Genomic DNA, 15,808 nt, shown 5'->3' on the forward strand with positions numbered 1-15,808 from the left:
GCACCCCCTTTACCGACCCCGTGACCAGCCAGGGAGCCGCATCCCGATGTCCGAGCCGGAAGAGATCGCCCTCTCTCTGAATCAAAGCAGCCACACCACCGCGGGAAAGATCGCGGATCTGCAGCGCCGTATTGACGAGGCGACGCACGCCGGCTCCGCTCGCGCGGTGGAAAAGCAGCACGCCAAGGGCAAGTTGACGGCCCGGGAGCGGGTCGACCTGCTCCTCGACGAGGACTCCTTCGTCGAGCTGGACGAGTTCGCCCGGCACCGCTCCACCAACTTCGGCCTGGACAAGACCCGTCCCTACGGCGACGGTGTGGTCACCGGATACGGCACCGTCGACGGCCGCCCGGTAGCCGTGTTCTCGCAGGACTTCACCGTCTTCGGCGGTGCTCTCGGCGAGGTGTTCGGCCAGAAGATCATCAAGGTGATGGACTTCGCGCTGAAGACCGGATGCCCGGTCATCGGCATCAACGACTCCGGCGGCGCCCGTATCCAGGAGGGCGTCAGCGCACTCGGCATGTACGGCGAGATCTTCCGCCGCAACACGCATGCGTCGGGCGTCATTCCGCAGATCAGCCTGATCGTCGGCCCGTGCGCGGGCGGCGCCGTCTACTCCCCCGCGATCACCGACTTCACGGTGATGGTCGACCAGACCTCGCACATGTTCATCACGGGCCCCGACGTCATCAAGACGGTCACCGGCGAGGACGTCGGCTTCGAGGAGCTGGGCGGCGCCCGCACGCACAACACCACCTCGGGTGTCGCGCACCACATGTCGGGCGACGAGAAGGACGCGATCGAGTACGTCAAGTCCCTGCTGTCGTACCTGCCGTCCAACAACCTGTCCGAGCCGCCCGCCTTCCCGGAGCCGGCTGACACGGCGGTGAGCGCCGAGGACCGCGAGCTGGACACCCTCATCCCGGACTCCGCGAACCAGCCGTACGACATGCACACGGTCATCGAGCATGTGCTGGACGAGGGCGAGTTCCTGGAGACCCAGGCGATGTTCGCGCCGAACATCCTCACCGGCTTCGGCCGGGTGGAGGGCTTCCCGGTCGGCATCGTGGCGAACCAGCCCATGCAGTTCGCCGGCTGCCTCGACATCAACGCCTCCGAGAAGGCCGCGCGCTTCGTGCGCACCTGCGACGCGTTCAACGTCCCGGTGCTGACGTTCGTGGACGTGCCGGGCTTCCTGCCGGGTGTCGACCAGGAGTACAGCGGCATCATCCGGCGCGGGGCGAAGCTGATCTACGCGTACGCGGAGGCGACCGTCCCGCTGATCACGGTGATCACGCGCAAGGCGTTCGGCGGTGCCTACGACGTCATGGGCTCCAAGCACCTGGGCGCCGACCTCAACCTGGCCTGGCCCACCTCGCAGATCGCGGTGATGGGCGCGCAGGGCGCGGTCAACATCCTGCACCGGCGCACCATCGCGGCCGCGGAGGACCAGGAGGCGACCCGGGCGCGCCTGATCCAGGAGTACGAGGACGCGCTGCTCAACCCGTACACGGCGGCCGAGCGCGGCTACATCGACGCGGTGATCATGCCGTCGGAGACGCGGGCTCAGGTCGTCAAGGGCCTGCGTCAGCTGCGGACGAAGCGGGAGAGCCTGCCCCCGAAGAAGCACGGCAACATCCCCCTCTAGGAAAGGGACTTCGGGATGATCAAGGTCGTACGAGGAAACCCGACCCCGGAGGAACTGGCCGCCGCACTGGCGGTGGTTCAGGCGCGGGCCGCGGCGACGGCGAACGCCGAGGCCGGGGACCCGCTGCCGCCCGAGGGATGGTCGGACCCGGCGCGGATCGCGCGTACACGCAGGCCGCTGCCGGGACCGCGGTCCTGGGCCCGCAGCTACTGGCCGTTGTAGCGGGACCCTGTGCAGTGAAGTGAAAGGTGGACGGGCCGGATCCCGCAGCGACGCCGTTGGCTGATCCGGTTCTTCGCGTGACGCCGGCTCCCAAGACCTGGTTGTGGTCCTGGGAGCCGGCGTCGTTGCACGGGGAGGGTGCCGATGCCGGTGCAGCCGGCCACGGTGCGGGTGGCGTGGGCGGCCTTCCCCCGGGGAAGCCCTGCCGGCCGGGCCCGGCGCCCTGCGGACGAGTGGCTCGTGGTCCCCCCGCGGGGTCAGGGTTGAGTACGCGTACTCAGGCGCGACGCGGGAGGCGCCAGCAGGATCGAAGGCATGCTGTGGTCCGACCCCGAGAACGAGCCCCCCAAGGAAATGCGCGACATGCAGGCCGTGCTGCGACGAGCCGGGGTTGTGCTGGCGCTGGCGATGGTGGTGGTGATGTTCCTGTCCGGCCTGCGCTGAGCCGACGCCAGGGGCTCGGGCTGTGCGGGCCGTGTCCGGGGGCATCGGACCGGCCCCCGGGCGGCAGGCCGCTGCGCCTACGATGAGGCGCATGACCTCTGTCCCCCGCCCTCGCATCGTCCTCGCCTCCGCTTCTCCGGCCCGTCTGGGCCTGCTCCGGCAGGCAGGGCTCGCCCCCGAGGTGATCGTCAGCGGCGTCGACGAGGACGCGCTGAGCGCCCCGACCCCGGCGGAGCTGGCCCTGGTGCTCGCCGAGGCCAAGACCGCCGCGGTTGCGGCCCGGCCCGAGGTCGCGGGCGCCCTGGTGATCGGCTGCGACTCGGTGCTCGACTTCGACGGGCAGGCGCTGGGCAAGCCCGCGGACGGGGTGGAGGCGACGGCTCGCTGGAAGGCGATGCGCGCTCGCTCCGGGGTGCTCCGGACGGGTCACTGCCTGATCGACACGGCGACCGGCCGGCAGGTGTCCAGGACCGCGTCGACCGTCGTGCGCTTCGGGGAGCCGACGGACGCCGAGATCGCCGCGTACGTCGCCAGCGGCGAACCGCTCCATGTGGCAGGCGCGTTCACGCTGGACGGCCGCTCGGCGGCGTTCATCGACGGGATCGAGGGCGACTACGGGAACGTCATCGGGCTCTCGGTGCCGCTGCTGCGCACGCTCCTTGCGGAACTGGACTTCTCGATCACCGGCCTCTGGGCCTGATGCGGACGGGCTGCCGGCATCGGCGCGGCAGCCCGCGGACAGCCCCCGGGCGGCTCGCTCCGGGCGCGGCGGCGGCTCCGTCCGCTCAGGCGGGCGCCGCGCCGTTCGTGGCCGCGGGGCCAGGCACGTCCTCGGTCTCCGGCGCTGCCCGCCCGAACTCCTTGCCGTACGCGATCAGCGACGCCACGATCAGGGCGAGCACCGTCATCATGAACCCGAACGCGTACCAGCCGACCAGACCCACCGTCAGCGCGCCCAGCACACCGTGCGTGACCGCGCAGCTGATCAGCAGGACACGGGCGAACCGGCCCGGGGCACGGTCGCGCACGGCGGCGAGCGCCAGGGCGACGCCGCACGACGCCAGAAACAGGCCGGTGGCTATCCCCAGCGCCCACGTGCCGGTGACCATCGCGTCAGGATCGAGGCCGTCCAGCGACATCTGCTGAGCCTCGACGAACCTGGCCATGATCCCGTTGAGCGCCACGAAGCCGACGGCCTCCACCAGCAGGACAAGCGCAGCCACTACGGCCACCGGTCTGCGCGCCACGGCGCCCCCAACCCTCTGATACCGGATGTGCGTACGACAGCGCGAACGCTACTAACGGGTAAACCCTGGGACAAGAGGTGTGGCACGCCCGGCCTCACGGCAAAGAATCATCGACGCCTTCGTAGGGACCCCACAAAGAAACCCGTTCGGCGGCTTGCCCTGCGAACAGAGACCTTGGCCACACCAGAGGGTTACTGTGCGGAGGAGGAACCCGTCGTACCGTGGTGCGACAAGGGATTTCGCGGTTGCGCGAGCCTCGAATCACGCTCCGTGTGGGCAAGCTCACCACTGGGGACGGGTCGAAAGGCCGTGTCGGCAGTCCCTAAACTCAGCTTGTTTCAAGGAGGGAGCCATCGTGCGCAAGGTGCTCATCGCCAACCGTGGCGAAATCGCTGTCCGCGTTGCCCGTGCCTGCCGGGACGCCGGGATCTCGAGCGTAGCCGTCTACGCCGATCCGGACCGGGACGCATTGCATGTCCGCGCGGCCGACGAAGCGTTCGCCCTGGGCGGTGACACCCCGGCCACCAGTTATCTGGACATGGCCAAGGTGCTCCAGGCCGCAGCCGATTCCGGAGCCGATGCCGTCCATCCCGGATACGGCTTCCTCTCGGAGAACGCGGAGTTCGCCCAGGCGGTCATCGACGCCGGCCTGACCTGGATCGGCCCGCCCCCGCAGGCCATCCGGGACCTCGGCGACAAGGTCGCCGCCCGTCACATCGCCCAGCGCGCCGGCGCCCCGCTGGTCGCCGGTACCCCCGACCCGGTCTCCGGCGCCGACGAGGTCGTCGCGTTCGCCCAGCAGCACGGGCTGCCGATCGCCATCAAGGCCGCCTTCGGCGGCGGCGGCCGCGGTCTGAAGGTCGCCCGCACCCTCGAAGAGGTCCCGGAGCTGTACGAGTCCGCGGTCCGCGAGGCCGTCGCCGCGTTCGGCCGCGGCGAGTGCTTCGTCGAGCGGTACCTCGACAAGCCGCGCCACGTGGAGACCCAGTGCCTGGCCGACAGCCACGGCAACGTCGTGGTCGTCTCCACCCGCGACTGCTCCCTCCAGCGCCGCCACCAGAAGCTGGTCGAGGAGGCCCCGGCGCCGTTCCTCTCCGCTGAGCAGAACGCCGAGCTCTACCGCGCGTCCAAGGCCATCCTCAAGGAAGCCGGCTACGTCGGCGCCGGCACCGTCGAGTTCCTCGTCGGCACCGACGGCACCATCTCCTTCCTCGAGGTCAACACCCGCCTCCAGGTCGAACACCCGGTCACCGAAGAGGTCACCGGCATCGACCTCGTCCGCGAGATGTTCCGCATCGCCGACGGCGAGAAGCTCGGTTACGACGACCCGGCCGTGCGCGGCCACTCCTTCGAGTTCCGCATCAACGGTGAGGACCCCGGCCGGGGCTTCCTGCCCGCGCCCGGCACCGTCACCACCTTCGCCCCGCCCAGCGGCCCGGGCGTCCGCCTCGACGCGGGTGTGGAGTCCGGCTCCGTGATCGGCCCGGCGTGGGACTCGCTGCTGGCGAAGCTGATCGTCACCGGTGCCACGCGTGAGCAGGCGCTGCAGCGTGCAGCGCGTGCGCTGGCCGAGTTCCAGGTCGAGGGCATGGCCACCGCCATCCCGTTCCACCGTGCGGTCGTGTCCGACCCGGCGTTCACCGCCGACCCGTTCCGCGTCCACACCCGGTGGATCGAGACCGAGTTCGTCAACGACATCAAGCCCTACGCCATCCCCGCCGACACGGAGGAGGACGAGGAGGCCGGCCGCGAGACCATCGTGGTCGAGGTCGGCGGCAAGCGCCTCGAGGTCTCCCTGCCGTCCTCGCTCGGCATGACCCTGGCCCGCACCGGCCTCGCCGCCGGCGCCAAGCCCAAGCGCAGGGCCACCAAGAAGTCCGCCTCGGCCGCCTCCGGCGACACCCTCACCTCCCCCATGCAGGGCACCATCGTGAAGGTCGCCGTCGAGGAGGGCCAGGAGGTCCAGGAAGGCGACCTCATCGTCGTCCTCGAAGCCATGAAGATGGAACAGCCGCTCAACGCCCACCGCTCCGGCACGGTCAAGGGCCTGTCGGCGGAGGTCGGCGCGTCGCTGACGTCCGGCGCGACCATCTGCGAGATCAAGGACTGATCCGCCGGATCGTCCACCACGTGTGGGGCCTGCCCGGTCCATAGGACAACGGGCAGGCCCCACACGTATGTTCAGCGCCGATTCTCTCTCTATCGGATCAATTACTTGTCCGGCCTATCGGCACACCGCCTGTGCGGGCGTGCCGAGTTGGCGGGAAACGGAGTGTGTCGGCCATCCGGCACAAAGGCGCCTGGATACGCTTTCCGTGTCGCGTCATCCACTGCGCCCACCACAGATCGAGGAACGAATGTCCGTCAGAGATTGGCGAGGAAAGCTGAATCCCGGTTCACGGACCGGACGGCGTGTGACCAAGGCGTTGATGACGGTTCTCGCCGTCAGCACGGTCTGTTCGGGACTGACCTGGACGGTGGTCTCCCTGACCGGGAACAGCGCCGATGCGAAGCCGCCGGCCTCATGCTCCTACACAGCCACCGGAGGCAGGACGTCCGTCGGACTCCCCACCTTCGACGCCGCGGCCGCGTCGCGGCCGTACACCGCCACTCTGGTCACCAACAGGGGAGACATCACCTTCGAGGCCCTGACCCAGGAGGCGCCCTGCGCCACCACCTCGTTCTCCTTCCTCGCCGGGAAGAAGTACTTCGACGACAGCAAGTGCCACCGCCTGACCACGCGGGGAATCTTCGTGCTGGAATGCGGGGACCCCGACGGCAAGGGCACAGCAGATCCAGGTTATTTCTTCACGGACGAGAATCTCGGCGGATCGAAATACACGGCCGGCACCGTGTCGATGTCCAAGGCGGTTCCCGGAAGGAACGGCAGCCAGTTCTTCATCACTTACGCTGATCCCAAGGTCAGAATGGGGCCGAACTGGACCACGTTCGGGAAAGTCATCAGCGGAATGGACGTGCTGCACGAGATCGCCGACAGGGGAACCGCGGACGAATCCACCGACGGAAGGCCCAGAAAGCCCGTTGTCATCGAGTCGGTGACCGTGGAGCGGGCAGCGGCTGCCACCCCGGGCAAGAGCCGCGACTGACATGCGAGTGGGGTGCCGCCGACCTGTCCGGCACCCCGCCGGCTGCGCGGGGCGAACGGCCCGTCGGGCCGCGGAGACACCTTCCGGTCCAGCGATGGCATCCTGGACGACAGGGCGGACTCCGGGAGGACGGCTCGATGGCAAGCAGTACGGCCCGTACGGCAGCGGGCCCGGCACGACCCATGCGGGCCGATGCGCGCCGCAACTACGAGCGCCTGCTGACCGAAGCGCGTGCCGTGTTCGCGCAGTACGGCACGGACGGTTCACTCGAGGAGATCGCGCGCCGCTCCGGCGTGGGCATCGGCACGCTGTACCGGCACTTCCCGAACCGGCAGTCGATGATGTGCGCGGTCTTCCAGGAGGCGCTCGCGGCACTGCTGGAACGCTCCCGCGAACTGGCCGCCGCCGAGCAGCCGTGCACGGCGCTCGTCGAGTGGCTGCGCGCCATCATCACTCATGCGGGTGAGTACCGGGGCCTGTCGCGGGCGCTCATGTCGGCGTCCCACGACAGGGGTTCGGCACTCTCGTCGTGCAGCGAGCCGCTGCACGCGGCGGGCGAGCGGCTGCTGGTACGGGCGCAGCTGAGCGGGTCGGTGCGGGCGGATGTGTCGATCGCCGACCTGATGCAGCTGACGAACGCGATCGCGCTGGCGGCGGAACAGGACCCGAAGGACCAGGAGCTGGCCGACCGGCTGCTCACGCTGACGCTGCGGGGGCTGAGAGCGGACGGCCCGGCCGACGGAGCGTGACCGGCCCGGGCCGGGCGAAGCCCGGCACCGCGCCACCTCCGGCCACGCCCCCCGGTCAGCGGCGCCGCAGGTCGGCGACGCGCGGCGTACGGTCCAGGGGATCAGGTGCCAGGGCGCCGGTCGTGCTGCGCAGCTGGGTGGTGCGGGTGCGGCGCTGGACCGGCAGGGGCACGTCGTGGCGTGACGGACGGGAGCCCTCCACCGGCGGCGCTCCCGCGCCGGCCACGGCGATCTGGACGCCCTGGTCGGCCAGCGCCTGCAGCTCGGTGGCCGCGCGGTCGTCATGCACCGGCGGCTCGTCCGTGACGAGGCGCGTGATCACATCCGTCGGCACCGTCTGGAACATCGTGTCGGTGCCGAGCTTGGTGTGGTCCGCGAGCACCACGACTTCCGCCGCTGCCTGCACCAGCGCCCGGTCCACGCTCGCCGAGAGCATGTTGGACGTGGACAGGCCGCGCTCCGCGGTCAGCCCGCTGCCGGACAGGAAGGCCCGGGACACCCGCAGCCCCTGCAGGGACTGCTCCGCCCCGCTGCCCACCAGCGCGTAGTTGGAGCCACGCAGTGTCCCTCCGGTCATGACGACCTCGACCCGGTTGGCATGGGCCAGCGACTGGGCGACGAGCAGGGAGTTGGTGACGACGGTCAGTCCGGGTACGCGGGCGAGCCGGCGGGCCAGCTCCTGCGTCGTCGTCCCCGCGCCGACCACAATGGCCTCGCCCTCTTCGACGAGGCTCGCGGCGAGGTCGGCGATGGCCGTCTTCTCCGCGCTGGCGGCCAGGGATTTCTGCGGGAAGCCGGACTCACGGGTGAATCCGCCCGGGAGTACCGCACCGCCGTGCCGGCGGTCGAGGAGTCCTTCGGCCTCGAGCGCCCGCACGTCCCGCCGTACGGTCACTTCCGAGGTCTGGACGACGCGGGCGAGCTCACGGAGCGACACGGCACCGTTGGCACGCACCATTTCGAGGATCAATTGGCGACGTTCTGCAGCGAACACGAAACTGACAGTAACCCCAGCGGCCGATCGTTTTCAGCACTATGCGCCGATTTACCGAAGTTGCGCATCCGGGCACCCGTCAAGTGGTATATGCCCGCTCGAAGTTGATCGGCCGCCAGGCGAAGTGCCCGGGGTTCACCGGATTTACGCCTCGCCCGTGGCCTTCCGGGTCTGCAACTGCCGCGCCACCTCGGCGATCGACCCCGACAGAGACGGGTACACGGTGAAAGCGTTTGCGATCTGCTCGACCGTCAGGTTGTTGTCGACCGCGATCGAGATGGGGTGGATCAGTTCCGAAGCGCGCGGCGAGACGACCACTCCGCCGACCACGATCCCGGTGCCCGGCCGGCAGAAGATCTTGACGAAGCCGTCCCTGATGCCCTGCATCTTGGCGCGCGGGTTGCGCAGCAGCGGCAGCTTCATCACCCGGGCGTCGATCTTGCCCGCGTCCACGTCCGCCTGGCTGTAGCCGACCGTCGCGATCTCCGGGTCGGTGAAGACGTTCGCCGAGACGGTCTTGAGGTTCAGCGGGGTGACCGCGTCGCCGAGGAAGTGGTACATCGCGATCCGGCCCTGCATAGCCGCGACCGACGCGAGCGCGAAGACACCGGTGACGTCACCGGCCGCGTACACGCCGGGGGCCGTCGTACGCGACACCTTGTCGGTCCAGATGTGTCCCGAGTCCCTCAGCCGGACCCCGGCCTCCTCCAGGCCCATGCCCGCGCTGTTCGGGATCGCGCCGACCGCCATCAGGCAGTGCGAACCGGAGATGACGCGGCCGTCGGAGAGCGTGACCTCGACCCGGTCGCCCACGCGCTTGGCGGACTCGGCGCGGGAACGGGCCATCACGTTCATGCCGCGGCGGCGGAAGACGTCCTCGAGGACCGCGGCGGCGTCCGGGTCCTCGCCCGGCAGCACGCGGTCGCGCGAGGAGACGAGGGTGACCCGCGACCCGAGCGCCTGGTAGGCGCCGGCGAACTCCGCGCCCGTGACACCGGAACCGACCACGATGAGCTCCTCGGGGAGCTCGTTCAGGTCGTACACCTGGGTCCAGTTGAGAATGCGCTCTCCGTCGGGCTGGGCGTCCGGGATCTCGCGCGGGTGGCCACCGGTCGCGATCAGCACGGCGTCCGCGGTGAGCGTCTCCTCGGTGCCGTCGGCCGCGCGCACGACCACCCGGCGGGAACCGTCCATCGCCTGCTGCCCCTCCAGCCGGCCACGGCCGCGCATGACACGCGCGCCCGCCCGGGTGACGGAGGCGGTGATGTCGTGGGACTGGGCGAGGGCGAGCCGCTTCACCCGTCGGTTGACCTTGCCGAGGTCCACGCCGACGACGCGGGCGGCCTGCTCGATGTGCGGCGTGTCGTCGGCCACGATGATGCCGAGTTCCTCGTACGAGGAGTCGAAGTTGGTCATCACCTCGGCCGTCGCGATCAGGGTCTTCGACGGCACGCAGTCCGTCAGGACCGACGCCCCGCCCAGACCGTCGCAGTCGACGACGGTCACCTCCGCACCGAGCTGGGCGCCCACCAGGGCGGCCTCATATCCGCCGGGTCCGCCACCGATGATCACGATCCGGGTCACGAAAAAGTCCGCCTCGCATTGTCGGTCCCGGCCCGCCTGCCCGCCCGACCGGGGATCCCGGGCCACCCCCGGGGGAATGCAGTACGTACTCCATTGTCCCGCACCGCAACGGCGTTCACGCCCCGGGGCTCCCTGGGGCCGCCGCCCGAGGGGACGGGGCCGTCGCGGCCGGACCAACCAGGCGCTCCTCGGCCACATGGGCGGTGACTCCTTCCCCTCCCGTACCCTCGATCTCATGTCGCTCTACGCCGCGTACGCCGGCAACCTCGACGCGCGGCTGATGTCCCGCCGCGCACCGCACTCACCGCTGCGCGGGACCGGCTGGCTGAACGGCTGGCGGCTGACCTTCGGCGGGGAGCAGATGGGCTGGGAGGGCGCGCTGGCCACGATCGTGGAGGCGCCACGCTCCCAGGTCTTCGTCGCGCTGTACGACATCGCGCCGATGGACGAGGACTCCATGGACCGCTGGGAGGGCGTCGGACTCGACATCTACCGGCGGATGCGGGTCCGGGTGGACACCCTGGACGGCGAGGAGCCGGCCTGGGTGTACGTGCTCAACGCATACGAGGGCGGACTGCCGTCCGCCCGTTACCTGGGCGAGCTAGCGGACGCGGCGGAGTCGGCGGGCGCACCGCACGACTACGTGATGGAAATGCGCAAGCGCCCCTGCTAGCCGGGGCAGGTCGAGGCCGATGGCCGGGCACGACGGGCCGGCACCCGCGCAGCGGGACCGGCGGACGCGACCGGCCGCGCCGCCATGGGCCTCGCGCCCGAAGACCCCGCCGTGACCAGCGCGATCGAGGCGCCGCTCGCCCAGGCGCGTCCCGCCGGCCGCCTTCACCCCGCGTGCACCCGGCAGCACCCCGCCGGGCATCCCGCCCCGCGGACATTCGTGGGAAACGACAAGGCAACGATCCGGAGACCGTGAGGCTCGTCATCTACGCGCGTAGGGATCGACGGGTTACCCTCGTCCGCGTGAACGCTTCTGTGAATCCGGACCTCGTCGGCGCTCTCGCCGACCCCCATGCCGCGGCCGACGCCGCAGCTGCGCGTCTGCGCGAGCTGACCGGCACCGAGACCCATGACGTCGCACTTGTGATGGGCTCCGGCTGGGCACCGGCCGTCGACGCGCTCGGTGCGCCCGAGGCCGAGTTCCCGGTCACCGAGCTGCCCGGCTTCCCGCCGCCGGCGGTCGAGGGACACGGCGGCAAGGTCCGCTCCTACCGTGTCGGCGAAAAGCGCGCCCTGGTCTTCCTCGGCCGCACGCACTTCTACGAGGGCCGCGGCGTCTCCGCCGTCGCCCACGGTGTGCGCACCGCGGTGGCCGCGGGCTGCAAGACCATCGTCCTGACGAACGGCTGCGGCGGTCTGCGCGAGGGCATGCGCCCCGGCCAGCCCGTACTGATCAGCGACCACATCAACCTGACCGCCGCCTCGCCGATCATCGGCGCGAACTTCGTGGACCTCACGGACCTGTACTCGCCGCGGCTGCGCGCGCTGTGCAAGGAGGTGGACGAGACCCTCGAGGAGGGTGTGTACGTCCAGTTCCCCGGCCCGCACTACGAGACCCCGGCCGAGATCAACATGGTCCGTGTCATGGGCGGCGACCTCGTCGGCATGTCCACGGTCCTGGAGGCCATCGCCGCGCGCGAGGCCGGCGCCGAGGTGCTCGGCATCTCCCTGGTCACCAACCTGGCGGCAGGCCTGTCCGGCGAGCCCCTCAACCACGAGGAGGTCCTCCAGGCCGGCCGTGACTCCGCGGCCCGTATGGGTGAGCTCCTGACCCGGGTTCTGGCCCGCCTCTGACGGGCAGGCGTCCCGGGGCTCCGGCCCTGGGACGCCCTGCGGGGTGACGCGCGGCTGCCCCCGCGGTCGTCGGCCCCGCTGCCGGCCGGCCGCCACCCGGCCCCCGGCGGGGCCCGCCCGCTCCCCCGCTCCTGGCACGAACGGGCCGCCACAGGTCTTCTCGCACGGCCGGCCGGTGCCCCGGCCGGCGCGCACCCGTGTCCGGGACGGGGTGCCCGGCCCTCGGCGCTACGCACGGAGCGGCACACCGCCGGCTCCCGGCGAGCGGGCCCGCGGCAGGCGTAGGCCGTGCACACATCTGAGCCGGTCCGGACCAGTCGGTCGGACCAGCGGGCGGGCCGGGCCGTGGCGCGCACGCGCCGCCCGGCCCGTGCGCGGCCCGCAAGGGCAGCGAAGGCTGTAGGCACAGCGCGGTGGACGGGCCCGGCGGCGCGGGGCCGGAAACAGTTGGGCACGCGGTCGTCGCCGCGCAGACTCGACGTAATCACACACGAGAGGCGGACCAACCGTGCAGCAGGACCTCATCGCGCGGGCCAACGCGTGGCTGGCGGAGGACCCGGACAGCGAGACCCGGGACGAACTGGGCAAGCTCATCGAGGCGCAGGACCTCGACGAACTGGCCTCGCGGTTCAGCGGGACGCTGCAGTTCGGCACGGCCGGGCTGCGCGGGGAACTCGGGGCCGGGCCGATGCGGATGAACCGGGCCGTGGTCATCCGGGCCGCCGCGGGTCTCGCCGCGTACCTCAGGGCCAAGGGCCAGGGCGACGGTCTCGTCGTCATCGGCTACGACGCCCGGTACAAGTCCGCCGACTTCGCGCGCGACACCGCCGCCGTCATGGTCGCCGCGGGGCTGCGCGCCGCCGTACTGCCCCGTCCGCTGCCGACCCCCGTACTCGCCTTCGCCATAAGGCAGTTGGGCGCTGTCGCCGGTGTCGAAGTAACAGCGAGCCACAACCCGCCGCGCGACAACGGCTACAAGGTCTACCTGGGCGACGGCTCGCAGATCGTGCCGCCCGCCGACGCGGAGATCGCCGCCGAGATCGGCGCGATCCTCAGCCTCGACGACGTACCGCGCGCCGACGAGGGCTGGGACACGCTCGGCGACGAGGTCGTGAACGCCTATCTGGAGCGTACGGACGCCGTCCTGACCGCCGGTTCGCCGCGGACCGTGCGTACCGTCTACACGGCCATGCACGGCGTCGGCCGGGACGTCGTCCTCGCGGCGTTCGAGCGCGCCGGGTTCCCCGCCCCCACCCTGGTGCAGGAGCAGGCCGAGCCCGACCCCGCCTTCCCGACCGTCGCGTTCCCCAATCCCGAGGAGCCGGGCGCGATGGACCTGGCCTTCGAGACCGCCCGCCGGGTCCGGCCGGACGTGGTCATCGCCAACGACCCGGACGCGGACCGCTGCGCCGTCGCCGTACCCGACGACAGCGCCGAGGGCGGCTGGCGGATGCTGCGCGGCGACGAGGTCGGCGCTCTGCTCGCGGAGCACCTGGTGCACAAGGGCGCGCGCGGCACGTTCGCCGAGTCGATCGTGTCCTCGTCCCTGCTGGGGCGGATCGCGGAGGCGGCGAGGCTCCCGTACGAGGAGACCCTGACCGGCTTCAAGTGGATCGCCCGTGTCGAGGGCCTGCGCTACGGCTACGAGGAGGCCCTCGGCTACTGCGTCGACCCCGAGGGCGTACGCGACAAGGACGGCATCACCGCCGCGCTGCTCGTCGCGGAGCTGGTCTCGGAGCTGAAGGAGCAGGGCCGTACGCTCACCGATCTGCTCGACGACCTCGCCGTGGCACACGGGCTGCACGCCACCGACCAGTTGTCGGTGCGCGTCGAGGACCTGGACATCATCGCCGCCGCGATGCGGGCGCTGCGGGAGCAGCCGCCGGCGCTGCTCGCGGGACTGCACGTCACGAGCGCCGAGGATCTGAGCCTCGGCACGGACAAGCTGCCGCCGACGGACGGTCTGCGCTACTACCTCGACGGCGAGTTCAAGGCCCGTGTCATCGTCCGGCCGAGCGGCACCGAGCCCAAGCTCAAGTGCTACCTGGAGGTCGTGGTGCCGGTTGCCGGCGCGAGCGAGCTGGGCTCGGCCCGGAGCCGGGCGGCCGAGGTCCTGGCCGGTATCAAGCGGGATCTGGCGGCGGCCGCGGGCATCTGACCCGCGGGACCGGCTCCTGGCCTCGTGCCCGGGCGTATGCGCCCCGCACAAGGCCAGGAGCCGGTGCACGGGGCGAGCGTGCGGTTCTCCCCTGGCGGGCGTGCCCTGGACGGCGTCACACCGCGAGCAGGACCGCCAGCAGCACGGCGCCGGCGGCGGCCGGGGCCAGCAGTTCGTACGCCCAGCGGATCTGCGGCTCCCCCGGTGATCCGGGCTGCGCCGCATGGCGCTCGGCCAGCTCCCGCAGGTCTGCGATGGTCCGGTCGGCCGGTGCCATCCGCGCCTTGGCGTCGGCGACGTCGGCGTGCACCGAGGTCGTGCCGTGCGGGTCGTCGATCGCCGCCCGAGTCTGACGCCGCGCCGCGCTCTTGCGCTGGCGCAGCGAGACGGGGATCGCCCAGAGCTGGTACTTCTTGCCCGTCTCGGTGAAGAGCTCGCTCGAGTACCCGGCCCGCACGTCGGCGACGGCCGCCCAGGGCAGGGTGATCGTCCGGAACGGGTTCCTGATCCGGATCCGCTCGTCGTCCACGAAGACGGCGGGCCGCAGCGTGAGCATCACGATCAGCGGCAGGAGCAGCAGCGCCGCGGCGAGCGCGAGCCACGGCGTACGCCCCTCGCCCTGCACGACCGCGTCGACGACGATCCAGGCGGTGAGCACCAGCAGCAGCGCCCCGCCCACCATGCCGCCGGACGAACGGAAGACCCGCTGGGCGGTGGTGGACTCGGCGGGCGGCTGGGGGCTTGTCATGTGTCCGATTCTGCCGTACGTCCCGCTGAGGCTCCTGGCGTGGGTGGACAGGGCCACGGGCCGCGGCTTGTGTCCGTTTTGGTATCTCTTTTCGAGCAGCCCCCCTGTACAGGCCGCTACGCGCGTAGATATGCTCATCTGGTGACCATGCCCAGCACCGCACCTGCATTCGCCGACGTAACCACGTCCGACAGCACACTGCGCCGCTATCTGCACGGGCTGCCCGGCGTCGATCCGGTCGGCCTGGAAGCGCGCGCCGCGTCTCTCGGCACCCGCTCGATCAAGACCACGGCGAAGGCGTACGCCATCGACCTGGCCATCTCGATGATCGACCTGACGACGCTGGAAGGCGCGGACACCCCGGGCAAGGTCCGGGCGCTCGCCGCCAAGGCCGTCCGTCCCGATCCGACCGACCGTACGACCCCGACGACCGCAGCGGTCTGCGTCTACCCCGACATGGTGGCCACCGCGAAGGAGGCCCTGAAGGGTTCCGGCGTCAAGGTCGCCTCCGTCGCCACCGCCTTCCCGGCCGGCCGCGCGGCGCTCGATGTGAAGCTCGCGGACACCCGTGACGCCGTCGCCGCCGGGGCCGACGAGATCGACATGGTGATCGACCGCGGCGCCTTCCTGGCCGGCAGGTACCTGAAGGTGTTCGAGGAGATCCGCGCCGTGAAGGAGGCCTCGGGCCCGGCCCGGCTCAAGGTCATCTTCGAGACCGGCGAGCTCTCCACGTACGACAACATCCGCCGCGCGTCCTGGCTCGGCATGATCGCCGGCGCCGACTTCATCAAGACCTCGACCGGCAAGGTCGCGGTCAACGCCACCCCGGCGAACACCCTGCTGATGCTGGAAGCCGTCCGCGACTTCCGGGAGCAGACTGGAGTACAGGTGGGCGTGAAGCCCGCCGGAGGCATCCGCACCAGCAAGGACGCGATCAAGTTCCTGGTGCTGGTGAACGAGACCGTCGGCGCGGACTGGCTGGACAACCACTGGTTCCGTTTCGGCGCCTCCAGCCTGCTGAACGACCTGCTGATGCAGCGCCAGAAGCTGGCGACCGGCCGGTACTCCGGTCCTGATTACGTGACGGTGGACTGAGCAGAG

Annotated in this window: 15 protein-coding genes; 11 read left to right on the plus strand and 4 right to left on the minus strand. The window is 71.0% G+C overall.

Going from position 1 to position 15,808, the window contains the following annotated elements; translation table 11 throughout:
• The first annotated feature begins 46 nt into the window (after positions 1-46).
• From OHS70_RS13600 to OHS70_RS13615, 4 genes are all read left to right on the plus strand, one after another.
• Positions 47-1,648, plus strand: coding sequence for an acyl-CoA carboxylase subunit beta (locus tag OHS70_RS13600; protein WP_328397152.1), 1,602 nt, complete (start codon positions 47-49; stop codon positions 1,646-1,648).
• A 15-nt stretch (positions 1,649-1,663) separates the two neighbouring features.
• On the plus strand, positions 1,664-1,870 hold the full coding sequence (locus tag OHS70_RS13605) for an acyl-CoA carboxylase epsilon subunit (RefSeq protein WP_328397154.1): 207 nt from the start codon (positions 1,664-1,666) through the stop codon (positions 1,868-1,870).
• Positions 1,871-2,185: 315 nt separating this feature from the next.
• Complete coding sequence (gene mmpB, locus OHS70_RS13610; protein ID WP_328397156.1) at positions 2,186-2,314, plus strand: morphogenic membrane protein MmpB; 129 nt, start codon at positions 2,186-2,188, stop codon at positions 2,312-2,314.
• Between the two features lie 91 nt (positions 2,315-2,405).
• Entirely contained in the window at positions 2,406-3,014 is a 609-nt protein-coding gene (locus tag OHS70_RS13615; RefSeq protein WP_328397158.1) for a Maf family protein, read from the plus strand.
• 85 nt (positions 3,015-3,099) lie between these two features.
• Here the strand turns inward: OHS70_RS13615 and OHS70_RS13620 are convergent, their stop codons facing one another.
• Positions 3,100-3,537 (minus strand): hypothetical protein, encoded by a 438-nt coding sequence (locus OHS70_RS13620; RefSeq protein ID WP_328397160.1) that lies wholly within the window; start codon positions 3,535-3,537, stop codon positions 3,100-3,102.
• Between the two features lie 379 nt (positions 3,538-3,916).
• Here OHS70_RS13620 and OHS70_RS13625 point away from each other — a divergent pair, with 379 nt between their 5' ends.
• The 3 genes from OHS70_RS13625 (at position 3,917) to OHS70_RS13635 (ending at position 7,417) form a co-directional block, all read left to right on the plus strand.
• Positions 3,917-5,671 (plus strand): acetyl/propionyl/methylcrotonyl-CoA carboxylase subunit alpha, encoded by a 1,755-nt coding sequence (locus OHS70_RS13625; protein ID WP_328397162.1) that lies wholly within the window; start codon positions 3,917-3,919, stop codon positions 5,669-5,671.
• Positions 5,672-5,990: 319 nt separating this feature from the next.
• Complete coding sequence (locus OHS70_RS13630; RefSeq protein WP_328397164.1) at positions 5,991-6,668, plus strand: peptidylprolyl isomerase; 678 nt, start codon at positions 5,991-5,993, stop codon at positions 6,666-6,668.
• A gap of 137 nt (positions 6,669-6,805) precedes the next feature.
• Positions 6,806-7,417, plus strand: a complete 612-nt coding sequence (locus OHS70_RS13635; protein WP_328397166.1) for a TetR/AcrR family transcriptional regulator — start codon at positions 6,806-6,808, stop codon at positions 7,415-7,417.
• Positions 7,418-7,472: 55 nt separating this feature from the next.
• Here the strand turns inward: OHS70_RS13635 and OHS70_RS13640 are convergent, their stop codons facing one another.
• Both OHS70_RS13640 and OHS70_RS13645 read right to left on the minus strand, forming a co-directional pair.
• Complete coding sequence (locus OHS70_RS13640; protein WP_328397168.1) at positions 7,473-8,411, minus strand: DeoR/GlpR family DNA-binding transcription regulator; 939 nt, start codon at positions 8,409-8,411, stop codon at positions 7,473-7,475.
• 144 nt (positions 8,412-8,555) lie between these two features.
• Complete coding sequence (locus OHS70_RS13645; RefSeq protein ID WP_328397170.1) at positions 8,556-9,995, minus strand: NAD(P)H-quinone dehydrogenase; 1,440 nt, start codon at positions 9,993-9,995, stop codon at positions 8,556-8,558.
• A gap of 235 nt (positions 9,996-10,230) precedes the next feature.
• Between OHS70_RS13645 and OHS70_RS13650 the strand changes: the two genes are divergently transcribed.
• From OHS70_RS13650 to OHS70_RS13660, 3 genes are all read left to right on the plus strand, one after another.
• The gene (locus tag OHS70_RS13650) at positions 10,231-10,668 is read left to right on the plus strand and encodes a gamma-glutamylcyclotransferase (RefSeq protein WP_328397172.1); all 438 of its coding nucleotides are present in this window, start codon (positions 10,231-10,233) and stop codon (positions 10,666-10,668) included.
• A 302-nt stretch (positions 10,669-10,970) separates the two neighbouring features.
• Entirely contained in the window at positions 10,971-11,801 is an 831-nt protein-coding gene (locus OHS70_RS13655; protein ID WP_328397174.1) for a purine-nucleoside phosphorylase, read from the plus strand.
• A gap of 508 nt (positions 11,802-12,309) precedes the next feature.
• Positions 12,310-13,959, plus strand: coding sequence for a phospho-sugar mutase (locus OHS70_RS13660; protein WP_328397175.1), 1,650 nt, complete (start codon positions 12,310-12,312; stop codon positions 13,957-13,959).
• 115 nt (positions 13,960-14,074) lie between these two features.
• Here the strand turns inward: OHS70_RS13660 and OHS70_RS13665 are convergent, their stop codons facing one another.
• On the minus strand, positions 14,075-14,707 hold the full coding sequence (locus OHS70_RS13665) for a PH domain-containing protein (protein WP_328397177.1): 633 nt from the start codon (positions 14,705-14,707) through the stop codon (positions 14,075-14,077).
• Positions 14,708-14,854: 147 nt separating this feature from the next.
• Here OHS70_RS13665 and deoC point away from each other — a divergent pair, with 147 nt between their 5' ends.
• Entirely contained in the window at positions 14,855-15,802 is a 948-nt protein-coding gene (gene deoC / locus OHS70_RS13670) for a deoxyribose-phosphate aldolase (RefSeq protein WP_328405606.1), read from the plus strand.
• The last annotated feature ends 6 nt before the right edge of the window (positions 15,803-15,808 follow it).

The sequence above is a fragment of the Streptomyces sp. NBC_00390 genome (assembly GCF_036057275.1).
Lineage (GTDB): Bacteria > Actinomycetota > Actinomycetes > Streptomycetales > Streptomycetaceae > Streptomyces.

What these genes read in the sequence shown, in the direction of transcription:
- OHS70_RS13635 (WP_328397166.1), top strand. Translation starts at nt 6,806, where the DNA reads ATGGCAAGCAGTACGGCCCGTACGGCAGCGGGCCCGGCACGACCCATG.
- OHS70_RS13615 (WP_328397158.1), top strand. Translation starts at nt 2,406, where the DNA reads ATGACCTCTGTCCCCCGCCCTCGCATCGTCCTCGCCTCCGCTTCTCCG.
- deoC (WP_328405606.1), top strand. Translation starts at nt 14,855, where the DNA reads ATGCCCAGCACCGCACCTGCATTCGCCGACGTAACCACGTCCGACAGC.
- OHS70_RS13605 (WP_328397154.1), top strand. Translation starts at nt 1,664, where the DNA reads ATGATCAAGGTCGTACGAGGAAACCCGACCCCGGAGGAACTGGCCGCC.
- OHS70_RS13650 (WP_328397172.1), top strand. Translation starts at nt 10,231, where the DNA reads ATGTCGCTCTACGCCGCGTACGCCGGCAACCTCGACGCGCGGCTGATG.
- OHS70_RS13665 (WP_328397177.1), bottom strand. Translation starts at nt 14,707, where the DNA reads ATGACAAGCCCCCAGCCGCCCGCCGAGTCCACCACCGCCCAGCGGGTC.
- mmpB (WP_328397156.1), top strand. Translation starts at nt 2,186, where the DNA reads ATGCTGTGGTCCGACCCCGAGAACGAGCCCCCCAAGGAAATGCGCGAC.
- OHS70_RS13630 (WP_328397164.1), top strand. Translation starts at nt 5,991, where the DNA reads ATGACGGTTCTCGCCGTCAGCACGGTCTGTTCGGGACTGACCTGGACG.
- OHS70_RS13600 (WP_328397152.1), top strand. Translation starts at nt 47, where the DNA reads ATGTCCGAGCCGGAAGAGATCGCCCTCTCTCTGAATCAAAGCAGCCAC.